Origin of the sequence: Nocardia ninae NBRC 108245 (assembly GCF_007990755.1) — a bacterium.
Taxonomy (GTDB): Bacteria; Actinomycetota; Actinomycetes; order Mycobacteriales; family Mycobacteriaceae; genus Nocardia; species Nocardia ninae.
In genome coordinates this window covers 50,059-65,647 of record NZ_BJXA01000019.1, presented here as the reverse complement: position 1 = coordinate 65,647, position 15,589 = coordinate 50,059, and the positions used below count along the sequence as shown (strand labels likewise).

Annotated in this window: 7 protein-coding genes; 1 reads left to right on the top strand and 6 read right to left on the bottom strand. The window is 68.7% G+C overall.

Annotated elements, in window-relative coordinates:
* Window positions 1–9: 9 nt before the first annotated feature.
* From NN4_RS16330 to NN4_RS16305, 6 genes are all read right to left on the bottom strand, one after another.
* Entirely contained in the window at window positions 10–2,286 is a 2,277-nt protein-coding gene (locus NN4_RS16330) for a KR domain-containing protein (RefSeq protein WP_147131568.1), read from the bottom strand.
* On the bottom strand, window positions 2,283–3,629 hold the full coding sequence (locus NN4_RS16325) for a cytochrome P450 (protein WP_186818468.1): 1,347 nt from the start codon (window positions 3,627–3,629) through the stop codon (window positions 2,283–2,285). The genes NN4_RS16330 and NN4_RS16325 overlap by 4 nt, the downstream gene beginning before the upstream one ends.
* A complete protein-coding gene (locus NN4_RS16320; protein WP_147131561.1) occupies window positions 3,622–9,483 on the bottom strand; it encodes an SDR family oxidoreductase in 5,862 nt (1,953 codons plus the stop codon). Before NN4_RS16320 ends, NN4_RS16325 begins: the two co-directional genes overlap by 8 nt.
* Window positions 9,476–10,972, bottom strand: coding sequence for an acyltransferase domain-containing protein (locus NN4_RS16315; protein ID WP_147131556.1), 1,497 nt, complete (start codon window positions 10,970–10,972; stop codon window positions 9,476–9,478). The genes NN4_RS16320 and NN4_RS16315 overlap by 8 nt, the downstream gene beginning before the upstream one ends.
* Window positions 10,973–11,071: 99 nt before the next feature.
* Window positions 11,072–12,931 carry an asparagine synthase (glutamine-hydrolyzing) gene (gene asnB, locus NN4_RS16310; protein WP_147131553.1) on the bottom strand — a complete coding sequence of 620 codons (1,860 nt, stop codon included), beginning with the start codon at window positions 12,929–12,931 and terminating at the stop codon, window positions 11,072–11,074.
* 45 nt (window positions 12,932–12,976) lie between these two features.
* Entirely contained in the window at window positions 12,977–13,741 is a 765-nt protein-coding gene (locus NN4_RS16305) for an SDR family oxidoreductase (RefSeq protein ID WP_147131550.1), read from the bottom strand.
* A 279-nt stretch (window positions 13,742–14,020) separates the two neighbouring features.
* Here NN4_RS16305 and NN4_RS16300 point away from each other — a divergent pair, with 279 nt between their 5' ends.
* On the top strand, window positions 14,021–14,830 hold the full coding sequence (locus NN4_RS16300) for an acyl-CoA thioesterase (RefSeq protein WP_186818467.1): 810 nt from the start codon (window positions 14,021–14,023) through the stop codon (window positions 14,828–14,830).
* The last annotated feature ends 759 nt before the right edge of the window (window positions 14,831–15,589 follow it).

The following is a 15,589-nucleotide window of genomic DNA, read 5'->3' as shown; positions in this document are numbered from 1 at the left end:
CTCCTCGATTTACGGTCGGTGATTCGAGCGGCGCAGATTCAGCGCGACGCGCCCGCTCCGGCGGTCGATCGCGCACCAGGCGCCTGCGGATGGGTCGCCGAGGACGAGATCCGCCCGTCCCGGCTGTCGACCGAGCACGAGCCGGTCGATGCGGAGGACACCATCGGGGTCGAGAGGTGCCATCCGCAGGATGTTCTCCAGTGCCGAAATCGGCAGCGGCGGTTCGGGAGCGGGCTCGGCCGCCCACAGATCGGCAGGCTCGGTGTGCTGGACCGAGGCGGTGAGCGTGCCGCCGGGATGCCGTCGCCACTGCGCCAGGCGGACTATCGAGCCCCGCCAGCGCAACGGGCCCGACGGCGCGGGGATCGGTTCGCCCGCCGAGGCCGGGATCGCGAGCGGCGGTGGTTCGCGTGGATCGTCGTAGCGCACTGTGAGCCGGGCGACCGCGGTAGCACCCGCGTGCACCGAGACCGCGATCGATCGGCCGTCAGCGTCGACCTCGGCGCGGCGCTCGAGCGCGAGCGTGCCGCCGACGAGACGCAGTCCTGCCGGGTCCACTGTTACCCCGGTGAGCTCGCGTGGTTGCTCCGGCACCAGCCAGGCACAGCTGCGCAGCACGTTCTCCAACAGGATCGACACCGGCAGCGCGGGATCGCCGTGGACGAGGAAGTCCGCGGCGATCGGCGTGGTGTCGGCGGTGAAGCCGATCTCGGCGACCAGCTCGGCCCCTGGCCGCCACCGCACCGGTTCGCCGCGGTGGAAGATCTTCGGATACACCTCGTCGAAGCCGGGCAGCCCGGGCTCGACCGTGAATTGACCGGCCTGCGCGAGGCTTACCCCCGGGCCGATGGGTCCGAGGAAGGCGGCCTCGCCTGCGTGCGGGGCGAGCAGCTCCGCGTTCCAGCGCGCCAAACCCTCGGCCGGGTCCATGGCGGGCATGTACTTCAGCGCGGCGTCCATGTTGGCCGATACGCTCAGGTCGCGCCAGAGCGGCCAGCAGACCGTGACGACATCCAGCTCACTGGTTGCCTTGGCCCACAAGCTGATTCGCGCCAGCGCCTCGTTGGCCGCCGCGTAGTCCAGCTCGCCGACCATGCCGCCGAGCCGTCCGGTCAGCGAACCGGAGGCGCAGAGGAACCTCGGCTTTCGCTCGCGTAACGCGGTGACCAGTCGCAGAAAGCCGGTGACCTTGACCGAGATGCCTGCCAGGAAGTCGCTGTCGGACTTCTTCGGCAGCCGCGCGGGCCGGTCGACCCCGGCCAGGTAGACCACGCCCGCCAGTTGCGGCCCGATCTCGTCCAACAGCCGGTCGAGATCGGCGGGATCGGCATGGTCGCAACGCGAATAGCGCAGTGGCAGACCGGATTCGGCGACCGAACGCAGATTCGCCTGCAACGCGCGCAGGTTCGCCAGTTTGCCGAGCCGCCCGCGGACCTCGCGAACCCGCCCGGTGCCCGCCGCGGCGCGGAGGTGCTCCTGCCGATACGCCTCGAATCCGGCTTCGTCCAGGCCGAGCCAGTCCTCGGTGCCGTCCGGCGGTTGCGCCCGCCCGGTCACCACGACACGGCAGCCGTGCTCACGGGCGAGCGCACGCGCCAGTTCGAAGCCGATCCCGGTGCCGCCACCGCAGACGAGCACGACATCGTCCTCGGTGAGGGTGACCGTCGGCGCCCCGACCGGCTCGGGCCGCGGCACCAGCGACCGCCGTACACCGTCGCGATAGCCGATCTCGGCGGGGCCGCGCGCATATAGTTCGGCGGCGACGAGGTCGGGAAGTTCCGCGAGATCAGGTCGCGCCACGTCGATTACGCGCGCGTTGACGTTCGGGATCTCCCGGGGGAGGGTCTTGGCCAGACCGGCCCAGAGTCCGCCGAGCGGCTGGTGGATCGGGTCGCCGCGGTAGCCGGACTCGCCGTCCAGGTAGGTCACCGCGAGGTAGGCGAGCCTGCGGGCGTCGACCTCCTCGGTCCAGTCCGGGTAGCAGTGCCGCAGCAGCGCGAGCGTGCGCGTCACGGCCTTGTCCGCCGCGTGCAGATCGCCGGGGTCGAAACGGTCGGGCAGCGTCAGGTCGACGATCGCGTCCGGCGCACCGGGCTCGCCCGGCCGCCAGGACACGGCGCCGCCCCGGGCGAGGGCGACCGAGACCGCCTCGGCCGCCGCGTCGGTGCCGTTGCAGACGGCGACCCGGCGCCCGGCGAGACGGGACGGCGACTCGAGCACCGGGACAGGCACATTCACCCAGCGGAAGCGCCGGACCGTCGCCCCGGCACCGAGCTCGTGCGTCACGCCCGGACGACCGGTTCCAGACGCATCCGCACGCCGGGCTGCGGCCGCAGCGACACCAGCCCGGTGGGCAGCACGTGCTCACCCGACGCCAGGCTCAGCCGGTAGCGCTGCGCGACCATCGCGACGGTCAGTTGCAACTCCAAGGTGGCCAGATGACTGCCGATGCACCGGCGTCCGCCACCGCCGAAGGGCAGGTACGAGTACCGTTTCGGGCCGGGACCGGCCGGGCAGAACCGCTCCGGGTCGAACGCCTCCGGCGAGTCCCAGACCTCCGGATTGTGGTGGGCCGCGTACGGCGGGATCAGCACGCTCGTGCCGGCGGGCACGTGGTAGCCGCCGATCTCGTCGTCCGCGATGGCCTCCCTGGGGAACAGCCAGATCGGCGGGTTGAGCCGCAGCGACTCGTCCACGACCTGCCGCAGGTACGGCAGGTTCGCCAGGTCTTCGACGGTCGGCGTGCGGCCGTCGAGCACGGTGTCCAGTTCGTCGGTCAGCTTGCGCCGGACATCGACGTGCTGGGCGATCGAGTACAGCGTCCACGCCAGGCCGCAGCCGGTGGTCTCGTGCCCGGCCATGAAGTGGGTCTTCAGCTCGGCCCGGATCGCCCGGCGGTCCCACGGTTCGCCGGTATCGGGGTCGCGCGCCGCGAGCAACGCGTTGACCAGGTTGTCGTCGTCGGTGCCCTGCTGCGCGGTGATGACGTCGTCGATGACATTGTTCAGCACGGCCTGATAGCGCTTGAGGTCGCGTTGATAGCGGGTGGGCACCCACTGCGGCAGCATCTGCTCCACCTTGCCGGTGATGATCATCGCCTTGAGCGAGAAGCGCACCGCGGGCACCAGTTCCTCGGCGCGTTCGCGCAGGTCGATACCGAACAGCGCGCGGCTGAGCACACCCATGGACAGCCACATCAGGTCGTCGGTGATATCGATGACCTCACCCCGCTCGGCGGGGCCGGACCAGCGCGCCAACAGGTCCTCGACGCAGTCGGTGATGATCGGCGCGGCCGCTTCGATCCTGGCGCGCTGAAAGAACGGCTGGCTGAGCTGCTTGCGCTTGCGCCATTCCGCGCCGTCGGTGGTCAGCATCCCCCGGCCCATGAACAGGTTGAAGCCCTGGTAGAAGCGGCCGCGCCGGTAGTTGTCCGGATTGTCTTGCAGCACATGCTTGATCGCGCTCGGCTCGGTGAGCTGGTGCACGAGATACGGCCCGAGCTTCACCCGGACGATGCCGCCGTACTTGCCTTGCAGATCGGTGATCAGGCCGAGCGAATTGCTCTTGAACTTGCTCAGCGCGCCCATCAGGTGGTCACCCTCTGGCCCTGGGGCTTGCCGGTCAACCATGCGTTTCTCCCGAAGTGTGGAACGTTCCGTCGGCGGGGTCGACATAACCGAGTACTTTCGCCCCGATGTCCTTGATCTGCGCGACCACGCCGCCGTCCGGTCGGGCGGCCACGAACCGGTTCGAGGCCGGACCGTCCAACGTGAACTCGGCGGGGGTCGCGTATAGCTCGAGCGGGCCCGCTTGGGCCAGTTCGATATCGTTCGCCTGCTGGTACAGGTCGATGCGGCGCACCGAGGTGGGCACCGCCACCGGCAGCAGCCCGGCTCTCGTCGGGTGCAGCGCGCCCATCCTGGCCATGCCGTCGAGCAGCAGGCTCGGCATGAGGAACGTCGACCAGACCGGATCCGCGTCGGTCAGCTCCGGCCGGAACCTCGCTCGCGCGCCGCGCGGATGGGTGCGGGTGTCGGTGGTGCAGACGAACGGTCCGGACAGGCGCACCGGCGAGCCGGGCAGGTGATAGGGGTCCGGTACGGCGCGTTCGGCCGGATCGGTGGTCCAGTCCTGCCAGCGCAGCGCGGTGTTCGCCACAGGGGCGAGCAGCACGCGACAGGTGAAGTGCGGCTTGTCCTTCGCGATGACCGACCCGGTCGGTGCGACGATGTCCGAGGTGATGTGCACGTCGACGGTGACCAGGTCGGCGGTCGCGGTGCCGACGCTCGCGTGAATGCGTTTCGGCGGGACGTCGAGATCCGGGCGTACCTGGACGAAGCGCTCGAACACCAGGTCCTCGAAGCCGATCACGACGAGTTCGGGGCGCAGCGACAGGGCGGCCTCCGCAGCGATCTCGGTGACGAAAAGGCCTGGCAGCGTTGCGTGCCCGCGGACCGTGTGGCCGTACAGGTAGCCGTCGGCCTGCTCGGTCATCGGACACTCGTAGACCGCGCTGTCCTCGGTGCGCGACACGGTGTGGCGCAGGTGGTGATCGCCTGTTCGGGTGGTGCCGGTGAAGAACCCGGGGTAGAAGGAAGTCACCGTGCGCCGCTCCGCGGCACCGAGATGCACGATGTGCGGCACCCGTTCGGCCGCGTGCAGTTCGCGGACGAAATGGTGAATGCCCTCGGCCACCGCCATATTCGAATAGGAGTCGGCGCGCTCGTAGTACTTGCTGATGAGATCGCCCGCGCCCATCCCGGTGCCGCTCCACAGCGTCCACCCGATGGTCACCTCGTCTCGGCCCTGCACCCGTGCCGCGAATTCGCCTGCCGTGGCGAGGAAATCGTTGCCTGCCGCGTAGTCGCTCTCGCCACGCTGGCCGAAGAAGCCGAGCAGCGAACCGAAGCTGCACCACAGGCCGACGGGAGTGTCCGCGAGGGCCTTCTTCAGGTTGCGATGCGAGCGCAGCTTCAGGTCCCGCACGCCGCGGAACGCCGCGAAGTCCTTGCGGGGCAACAACGCCGAGCTGTTCTTGCCCGCCGCGTTGATCAGCAGATCGATGCCGGACTCGGTGGCCAGGATCTCGCCGATCGCCCGGCGCACCGAGGCCTCGTCGGTGACATCGCAGGTCGAGTACCGGACCCGAGCGGCGCCGCAGAGCCGCGCCATCGCGTCGATGTTGCCGCGGGCCGCCCGCGCGTCGAGCATGCGGTTGAACTCGCGGTTCAGCGTCGCGACCGGAGTGCCCGGCCGGGTCGTCAACTGGTCGCGCAGCCACTGCTTGCGGCCTGCGGCGAACTCGGCGTCGGTCCCGATGAACGTGTCCGCCGGATAGTCGTCGAGCGGGTTGCTGCCCAGCAGATACAGCTTCGGGCCGAAGTCCGCGGCCAGCGCCTTGACCAACTCCGCGGTGATGCCCCTGGCGCCGCCGACCGCGACGACCACGGAGGACGCGGACAACCGCGGGCCGGTCTCGGCGAGGTCGAGCGGGCGTTCGACGAGGGTGTAGGCGCAGCGGGTGCCCGAACGGTCGAAGACCACCGGCAATACCCGGTTTCGGCGGGTCTCCGCCTCGACGAGCAGTGCCCCTGCTGTCACGTCCTGCGTCGTGGTGACCAGGGCGAACCGCTCCGTGTCCGGTGCTTCCAGATGGGCGGCCTTCATCAGCCCGGTGAACAGTCCGCTGTAGGGGTGCGGCACCTCGCGGTGCAGACCGCCGAGCAGCAGTGCGAACACCGAGGCGTGTTCGGCCCGGCGCAGCACCAGGAACAACAGATCGTGCAACGCCTCCACCGCGGGCGCGCCCTCGGTCAGGCAGTTCGCCACGGGTGCCGACGCGGCCAGATCGACCAGTACCCGAACATCTTTCGGCGTCCGACCGGCGAGCGCGGCGTCTACCGCGTCCGCGGTGGCCGGCGTGCCGCACAGCACGATCGCGTCGTCGGGGAGTGGGCCGAGCGCGGCAACGAGTTCCGGATCGTCGGTGAGCAGGACGACTCCGGCGGGGAGGAACGGCAGGGCCGGGCGGATCGCCTCGGCCGGTACCGGAACCAGCTCGGGGACATGACGTTTTACCCTGCATGCGGCACCGGGGCCATAGGCATCGGGCGAGCGGAATCGCTCGGGCAGCGGCGGGGTCTCGGTAGCGGGGATGGTGAGGCCGATCCGGGTCGCCGGGGTATCCGGCTCGCCGTGGCACACCACATCCGCCGTGCCGCTCCCGGTCAGCAGCAGGCGAAGGACCTCCAGCCCGCCCGCGGCCCCGAGGTAGCGTGCGGTCGCCGGCGCGGGAACGCCGCATTCGGCAACGGCCGCAGCGGATTTCGCCGTCTTGTCCACGACACCGATCTCGTCCACGATGGCGAGGATCGGCATCCCGGATGCCACCGCGACCTCCTCGGTGGCCAGCGCGAACAAGAACGCGCCGTCGGCGGGGGCCGTGTCCGGCAGCAGCTCGGCGAGCAGCGGCCGCAATTCGGCCAGATCGTTGCCGTTGATACCGCCCGCGAGCGCGACATCGATATCGCCCGCGCGCAGATACTGGCAGGCCACATCGAAAGCGGACAGCGTGGAGGCCAGGCCCGCGTCCAAAGTGAGGTTCGGCCCGTGCAGGTCGAAGTAGTTCGCCAGCCTGGCCGAGATGATGTTCGGCATGATCCCGGAGAACGAATCCTCGTTGGACGGTGGGACCAGGTGCTGCGCGTGTTCGTACAGGCCGTCGAGCAGCTTCGGCAGCAGCTCGGACTCGGCCAGCCGGGGGTTCCGGTAGAGCGCGCCCGAGATATCGTCCAAGTAGCAGCGATTGGCGTACAGCATGCCCGCCCGGGTCGGGCCGAGATTGCCGACGAACACACCGGTCCGGTCCGCGTGGTCCTGCCAGGAGTCGCCGAGCTGCCTGCGCAGTTGGTGACCGCACTCCAGGATCATCAGCTGGCAGCGGTCCACGGTCCGCACGGTCGGCGGCGGCAGCCGCACCTTGTCGAAGGTCGGCGTCGGGTACTTCGCGCCGAAGCTGTCGGCCGGGCCGGGGCCGGTGCCGCGCAGCCAGGCCTCGATCGCAGTCCGATCGGCCAAGCCGGGCAGGTGGGCCGCCCAGCCGACGATCGCGATCCGGCCGTCGCGCCGCTTCGACGCGGTTGTCGTCGGGACCGCGGCCGGATGCTGCTCGGACAGCAGCAGATGGGCGTTGGTGCCACCGAAACCGAAGCCGGTCACCGCGACCGTGCGCGGGCGATCCTGCTGCGCGGGCAGCGCCCGCGCCTCGGTCGGGATGGTCAACCGGGATCGGTCGGCCGGGAAGTCGACCGGCGGTGCGGTGAAACGGAATTGGGGCGGCACGACGCCGTAACGCAGGCCGAGGGTGGCCTCGATCAGCGACACCACGCCAGCCGCCCAGCCGGTGTGCCCGATCAGCGACTTGTTCGAGGTGACCGGAATCGCCTCGGCGCCATAGCTTTCGTGCAGGGTCTTCAGCTCGGCCATGTCGCCGGCCGGAGTGCCGGTGGCGTGCGCGATGATCCAGTCCACCGGGATCGGCGGATCGGTCTCGCGGGCCCGCGCGATCGCCCGGGCTTGGCCCTTGGGGTTCGGCGCGTAGATCGCCTTGCCCTTGCCGTCGGAGGAGGTACCGGTGCTGCGCAGCACGCCGAGCACGTCGTCGCCGTCCGCGCGGGCCCGGCTCAGTCGCTTGAGCACGACCACGGCCGCGCCGTCGGCGAAGATGACCCCGTCCGCGTCGCGGTCCAGCGAGCGCACCTCGCCCTTCTTGGACAGGCCACGCAGTTTGGAGAACAACACCGTGCCGCGCGGGCCGAGCGCGAAGGCGCCGCCGCAGACCGCGAGGTCTACCGCGCCGTCGAGCAGGGCCTTGGCCCCGATATCCACGGCATAGAGCGAGGACGAGCACGCGGTGTCCACCATCTGCACCGTGGTCGCCGCCGGCAGCACACCATCGATGGCCAGCCTGCCCACCCGATGCGGCAGGAAGCGGGCCACGTTGGCGTCGGCGCCGCGCCGATACCGTTCGCTGAGGGTGCCGGCGATCTCCGCGCGCAGGAAATCCCGGGATGCGGGCGCCAGTTCGGCGAGAATGGTGTCCGCCCGGTCCACGGCGGCCGCGAGCACGCCCGCCTCTTCCAGGTGCTGGTTGCCGTCGGGGGTGTAGCCGATGACGGCGCGGAATCGATCGGCCGGCCGGGTGCCGACTCCGCGCATGGCCTGAATCACGCTGTGCCGCAACCAGGATGTAGTGAATTCGTGGTTGCCGACGGGATCGGCGGGATCGAATCCGCCCTCGGTGGGCGAGAATTCGGTGATGAACACGCACCGGTCCTGATACGCCTTGTCCTCCGCGCTGTCGTCGGTGGAGTGGAACGAATCCCGTTCCCAGCGGTCCACCGGCACGGGGACGAACAGGTCGGCGCCGGTATTGCGCAACTCCCAGAACTCTTCTGGACTGTTCGCGCCGGCCACGGCCATACCGATGCCGACGATCGCGATCTCGTCGTCTTCGACGGGGATCTCCGGTTCGGTGACCGAGGTCGTGGCCTCGGACCGTGCGTCGACGCCGTCGGCGGAAACGTGTGGTTCGGTGACCGAGGTCTCGGCCACGGGCCGTGCGCCGGCGACCGCAGCGCTCGGCACCGGTTCGGTACCCATGGCCGCAGCGGCTTGCCCGGGAACCGGTGTCTCCGAGGCGAGTTCGGCCGACGCTGACAGCAGCGGCACACCGAGCGAAAGGCCGCCGTCGGCGAGTACGGTCTGTCCGGTGATCCACCGCGCCTGCTCGCTCGCCAGGAATGCCACCAGATCCGCGAATTCCGCTGGGGTGCCGAGCCTTCCGAGTGGGGTCGCCGCGGCGATCGCCCGCTGCATCGCCTCGGCCTCCGGGAAGGCGTCGGCTACGTCGCTGACCAACATCGCGGCCGAGGCGGTGTTGACCCGGATGCCCGCCGCGGCATAACGCGCGGCCAGGTATCGGGTCATCGTCTCCATCGCCGCCTTGGCCGGGGCGCACGCGAGGTAGTTCGCCATCACGAACTGCGAACCACCCAGCGCGGAGATGTTGACGATCGCGCCTCGGCCCTGCCGCCGCATCAACTCCGCGGCGTGCTGCGAACATCGCAGTGCGCCTTTGACATTCGTGTTCCAGCCCAGATCGAGCTGTTCGTCGGTGACCTCGTCGTCCGGCACTAGGGCGCCGGAGGCGGCATTGTTCACCAGGATGTCCAGGCGGCCGAACCGCTCGTCGATCTCGGCGAACATTCGGGTGACCTGATCCGGGCGCGCCACCGAGCCGCGGATCAACTCGATCCGGCCGAGCGAGCCGAGTTCGCGCGCGGTCTCCTTGGCCGCCGCATGCGAGTGGAAGTAGTTGACGACCACGTCCGCGCCGCGCTCGAGCAGCGCGGTGGTGATGGCCTTGCCGACGCCGTGCGCCCCACCGGTGACCAATGCCAGTTTGCCGCGTAGCTCAGACATCGACGGATTCCCGCTCCGATAGTCTGGTCATCGTGTACCCGATGACCTTGCCCATCGTGTCGTAGTCGGCCAGCCGGAAACCGTCGGTCCTCGGTTGCAGGCCGTACTCCTCGGACACCCGGTTCAGCAGCTCGATCTGCTTGACCGAGTCGATGCCGAGCTCGGCCTCCAGTTCGACTTCGTCGGTGAACACCTCGATCGGGTATTCCAGCGCCTCGGCGTACATGGTGCGCAGCGTGCCCGCCACTTCGTCCCGTGCGGGTTCGCCGTTGTCGGCGCGCGCGCCGTCGGTGGCGGCCACGCCGTTCCCAGCATGCGCGCCATTGGTGGCGTGCGCACCGTTGGTAGCCGCAAAAGGCTGTGGTGCAACAGGTTCCGGCACACTGACCGGATCGCGGTCCGGCAGGCCGACGGTGTGCCCGTTCTCGAACGTGCGCCGGACGTGCGCGATGATCTCGGTGCCGTGCAGGTCCCAGAACGTGTCGAAGTCCGAGTGGGCGGCGCCCGCACCGAGCAGGCCCGCAGCGCGCAGCCGCGGCAGCGCCACTTCGGTCGCGCCGGCGGGCAGCGCGGGCACGGCGGTGTGCGGATCGGTCTCGAGGGTCTTCGCGGTGAACTTGCACAGCGTGCCGAGCGCGCCGCATTCGACGAAGCCGCGCACCCCCCGCGCGTACAGCGCGCGGACGCCGTCCCCGAAACGCACCGGTGCGACGAGATGGCTCGCCAACAGCTCGGCGATGTCGTCGTCGGCGGTGTAGGACCTATTCAGGATCGGCGAATACACCTCTGTCTGTGGCGGATTCGCCGGGATGTCGCGGATTCGCGCGGCCAAGCCGAGGCACGCCGTCCGCAGCAGCGGGCTGTGGAACGGGGCGGGCGAATCGAGCCGGACGAAGGAGATTCCGATCGCGGTGGTGAGGCCGCGCAGGGCGTCCATCGCGTCCCGCGGGCCGGACACCACGGTCTGCCGCGCGTGATTCTCCACGGCGACCGCGAGATCGGCGTTCTCCGCCAGCTCCACCAGCGTCCGGGTCTTGCGCGGGTCCGCGCCGACGGCGGCCATGTAGCTGTCGGGCAGATCCAGTTCGCCGACCGCCTGCACCCGGTGCCAGATGATCCGCGCCCCGTCGGCGACCGAGTACACGCCCGCGCTGACCAGCGCGGCGATCTCGCCGAGGCTGTGTCCCATATGGATGCTCGGCCGCAGGCCGGCCGCGTGCAGCACGCGATACACGGCGACCGAGGTCGCGTAGATCGCGAGCTGGGAAACCCACGGCTCGTCGGCCAGTAGCAGGCCGAGCGTCGGCGGCTCCGCCCGCAGCACGGCCGAGGAGAGCGAGCGGCCCACCTCGGCCAGGGGCACTGTGTCGACCTCGGCCAGCACGGCACTCACCTCGGGGTGGCGCTTGGCGGCATTGGCCAGCGCCACCCCGTCGAATCCACCCTGTCCGGGAAAGAGTGCAACGTTTGTCGAAATACGGTTGTCCACCGCTACGTTCTCCCTATTCTCCGAACCCCGGTCCGGATACTTACTGCGAAACGAAATCTGTTGCTACCGTCGGATGACGGGCAGATAGGCGGGCTGCGCTCAGGTGTTGATCCCGACCAGGTTCACCTGGTGCAGGGCCAGCCATGCGTTCAACCGCACCGGTGGCTCGGTGTAGGCCGAGCGGGCGATCATCGAGTACGGCTCGGTGATCGGTTTGTCCAGATGTGTCCGTACCACTTCGGCATCGAGCAGCGGCAGGATCGGTGAGGCGGGCTCGGCCATGATCTTGCCGAGTTCCTGGTTGATCGCGACGTCGTAGCCGATGTCCTGGGTGGTCGGGTAGGGCGCCTTCTTCCGCTGCGAAATGGAATGGGGAAGAAGGTCTTTCGTGGCGGCGCGGAGCAGACTCTTCTCCCGGCCGTCGAACGTCTTGAGCGACCACGGCGCGTTGTACACATACTCGACCAGGCGGTGATCGCAGAACGGCACCCGGACCTCCAGCCCGGTCGCCATGCTCATCCGGTCCTTGCGGTCCAGCATCATCGCCAGGAATCGGGTCAGGTGCAGATGGCTGGATATCCGGGTGCGCCGTTCCAGTGCGTCGGCGTCGGGCAGGTGAACCACCTGACGGACGGCGTCGGCGTACTGATCCTTGACATAGGTGTCCAGGTCGATCGCCGCCGCGAGGTCGCGGTCGAGGAAAGCCGCGCCGAGTTTCGCCGCGGGCACCGGACTCGGTGTGTGCCAGGGGAACGTCGGCTGCTCCGCCGGGAACCACAGGTAGCCGCCGAAGATCTCGTCGGCGCCCTCACCGGACAGTGCCACCGTCGAGGCCTCGCGGACCCCGCGGAACAACTGGTAGATCGAGGGATCCTGATCGCCGATGCCGTAGGGCAGATCCCAGGCCCGCAGCACCGCGTCCCGGACCGTCGGCTCGACCAGTGTCGCGGTGTCGAGCAGGATCTCCCGGTGGTCGGTGCCGACGTGGCGCGCCAGCTCCAACGCGAACGGAGTGTCCGGCGCCTCGCGCAGCAGCTCCGGCTGGAAGTTCTCGGTATGGCCGACGAAATCGACCGAATAGCTGCGCACCCGGCCTTCCCCGTGTGCGCTCGCCGTGCGCTGGGCCAGTGCGGTGAGCACGCTGGAGTCCAGCCCACCGGAGAGCAGGGTGCACAGCGGCACATCCGAGACCATCTGCTTGGTCACGATGTCCTCGAGCAGTTCGCGGACGTGACCGACGGTGGTATCCAGATCGTCGGTGTGCGGCCGGGTCTCCAGCTGCCAGTACCGTTCTTCGCGCAGCTGCCCGCGCCGGACCCGCAGGATATGGCCGGGTCGCAGCTCGAAGAGGTTGCGCAGCGGCGTGCGTCCCGGCACCCGGGCCACCGCGAGCGCGTCCCGGAGGCCGTCGGCGTCCATCTCGGCGCGGGCGGCCGGGTTGGCCAGGATGGCCTTCGGCTCCGAGCCGAACAGCACCCCGTCCGGCAGCGGGTAGTAGTAGAGCGGTTTGATGCCCAGCCGGTCGCGCACCAGGATCAGTTCGTCCACCCGGCTGTCCCAAATGGCAAAGGCGAACATGCCATTGAGCCGATGCGTGAAGTCCGTGCCCCACTGCAGATAGGCGCGCTGCACCACCTCGGTGTCGCTGCGGGTGGCGAACCAGTGGCCGAGTCCGCGTAGTTCCTCGCGCAGCTCGGCGAAGTTGTAGACCTCACCGCTGTAGCTGATGACGAGGAAGGGCTCGCCGTCGTGCGTCGTCTCCGGGGTGCGCATCGGCTGCCTGCCACCGGCGATATCGATCACCGCCAGCCGCCGATGGCCGAGCGCGACGTGTTCGCGCACCCAGAGACCCTCGTCATCGGGTCCCCGGAGGGCCATGGTGTCCGTCATCCGTTGTGCGATATGGGTTTGCGTCCGCAGATCCCGGTCGAAGTCGACCCAACCGACGATTCCACACATGGCCATCCCTTTCTGATGTGGCGTCAGCGGCAGCTGCCGCTGCGATCACATGACCTTTTCGGCGCCGCCGTCGATGATGTAGTCCGCGCCGGTGATGAAGCCCGCGACGGGAGAACCGAGGAACGCGACCAGAGCGGCCACCTCTTCCGGCTCGGCCCAGCGGTTGAGCGGAACCTGCGCGAGCATCGGCAGGTTGGGCATGAAGTCCTTGGCCTCCATGTGGAAGGTCGCGCTGAGCCGCGGGCCGTACTCGTCCCACAGCGGCGTGCGGATCAGGCCGGGGGAGACCGCGTTCACCCGAATGCCTTGCGGGCCGAGTTCATTGGCGAGGCTCTTGCTCCACGCGGCCAGTGCGGCCTTCGAGGCGGCGTACCAGTACGGGCCGGTCGAGGGGAAGCGGGCGACCGCGGTCGAGACGTTGACGATCGCCGCGCGCAGGTTGGGCCGCAGCGCGCGGGTGACGTTCAGATTGGCAAACAGGTTGAGCTGGAAGGCTTTCTGCCAAGTCGCGTCGTCGATATCGGCGAAGTTGCCCAGCTGCAGGCCTGCCAGCCCGCCGACGACGTTGACCAGCAGATCGACGCCGTCGAATTCGGCGACGACCGCTTGGCGCAGCTGCTCGACGCCCTCCTCGGTGGTCAGATCGGCCTGGACGGTGATCGCGCCGGTTTCCTTCAGCTTCGATGTGACGGCGAGGTCGGCACCGAGCACGGTTGCGCCCTCGGCGATCAGTGTCTGAGTGATAGCGCCGCCGATGCCACCGCCGGCGGCCGTGACCACTGCGGTCTTGCCTGCGAGCTGCAGATCCATGCTCTTCTCCTAATTGGTAGTTGACCCGCACAAACCGGATTCGAATAGCCATTACCGGGGGCCTGTCCCGAACCTAGACCGCCGCACACATTCGTCGCGAACTGTCGGTTAATGAGACGCTCATCGGGCCCATTATCAGGTAGTTTGCTGCGGCTATCGGCCGACCGGTAGGCCGGGGCCGAGCGGGCTGAATTGTGTTTGCAGGCGGTCTGGATTTTAGCCGGATAATAGGATCTACTGGTCGCGTCGATATCGAGGCGCTAGGGGACGGAAATTACTGTGACATTCGAAAAGCATGCTTTGCTGGAGTCCAGCGGTGCCATCCGGAAGAGCCCGGGCGAATGGGTTGTGCACGTGCCGCGCACGTGGTGGTCGTGGTCCGGCCCGCTCGGCGGACTGCTCAACGCGCTCGCCGCCCAGGCGGGTGCGGACCTCGTCGACGCGGCGGCGGTGCCGCAGGCCACGCATACCCAATTCCTGCGAAACCCTTGGGACGCACCGATTTCGCTGATCGCTACGGTGGAGCGCGCCGGCCGGACCGCGGAGTTCGTCACGGTACGCGGGACCCAGGGCGAGGACACCATCTTCATCTCGACCATCGTGTTCGCGCACCGCACGGGCGCGGCCGGGCAGCAGCGGATCACCGCGCCCTCGGTACCCGCGCCCGAGGATTGCCCGGAGATCCACTTTCCGCCGGAGCTGGTTCCGTTCGGGCAGCAGTTCGAGCTGCGGCAGGCCTGCGGCGCCTTTCCGATGACCGGGTCGTCGACCGCGGAAATGGGTGCGTGGCTGCGCATGCGGCCCGAGGTCGCGGCGGATTCGCTGGTAGCCATCGTGGCCATGGACGCCATGCCGCCCGGGCTCTATCCCACGCTGTCCGAACCCCTCGCGATCGTGTCCACCGAGCTGTCCATCCACCTGCACGGCGATCTGGTGCGCAATCCCATCGACGACTTCGTGCTGGCGGTGCAGCGCAACATCACGAGCGGTGATGGATGGTGTGTGGACGAGGCGAGCCTGTGGGATCGCGCGGGCGGCCTGGTGGCCTCGTCTCGTCAGTTGCGCCGGATCCTCGACGGCGGAAAGTAGTTCGTGCACGGCACGCGGCCGGGCCCCGCTTCTGAAGGGTGCCGGCCTGCCTCCGTCCGGTGACGATCGCACCCGCTGTCGCCCGCGGTGCGTCCCGCGCCGAACCCGCGCGACACACCGCGACCCGGCCCGACACGGCGGCGAATGTCCCGCTGAGCGAGGTGGAGCCTTGCTCCTTACACGGATTTCTTGTTGAATTCGTCTGGACGTCATAAAGTCCCCCCCATATGGGGGGATCAAGCTAGTGTTGTGTTGGCTCGTAATCTCTGGTCCGACAGTACTTTTGTGACATTGCATCGTGTGCGATGAATTATCGAGGGGCGCGGGATGATCCCGTGAAATGGCTCCGATTCCGCAGTTCAGCAATGGTTTCGGCGAGACCTGGCATGGTGCTCCGGGATGCGGGCGAGTTCGTCCGAATTGCTGGTATCGCAATGTCGCACCAAAAGGAACACACCAATATCGGGGGCATCCTCGAGCTGTGAAAACCGTTGACTGGTGATTGATTTGCCTGATAATTTCTGCCATGAAGTTATCTGGGTGATCGTATGTTGTGAGGCCGAGGCCACCAGCTAGATCGTGGCCGAATGCGAGCTCATCGCGCCCCGGTGACGCCCGATGCCCACTACAACGAACCCGGCCTACGTCCGGCTTGTGGTCCGCGCCCGAAAGCTATCGCTGAGCAACAGTCCTTGCTCTGGGCGCCGACACCGAAAAACTCCCGGTGGGTGCGGCGGCGATCGCACCACCCACCGGGTG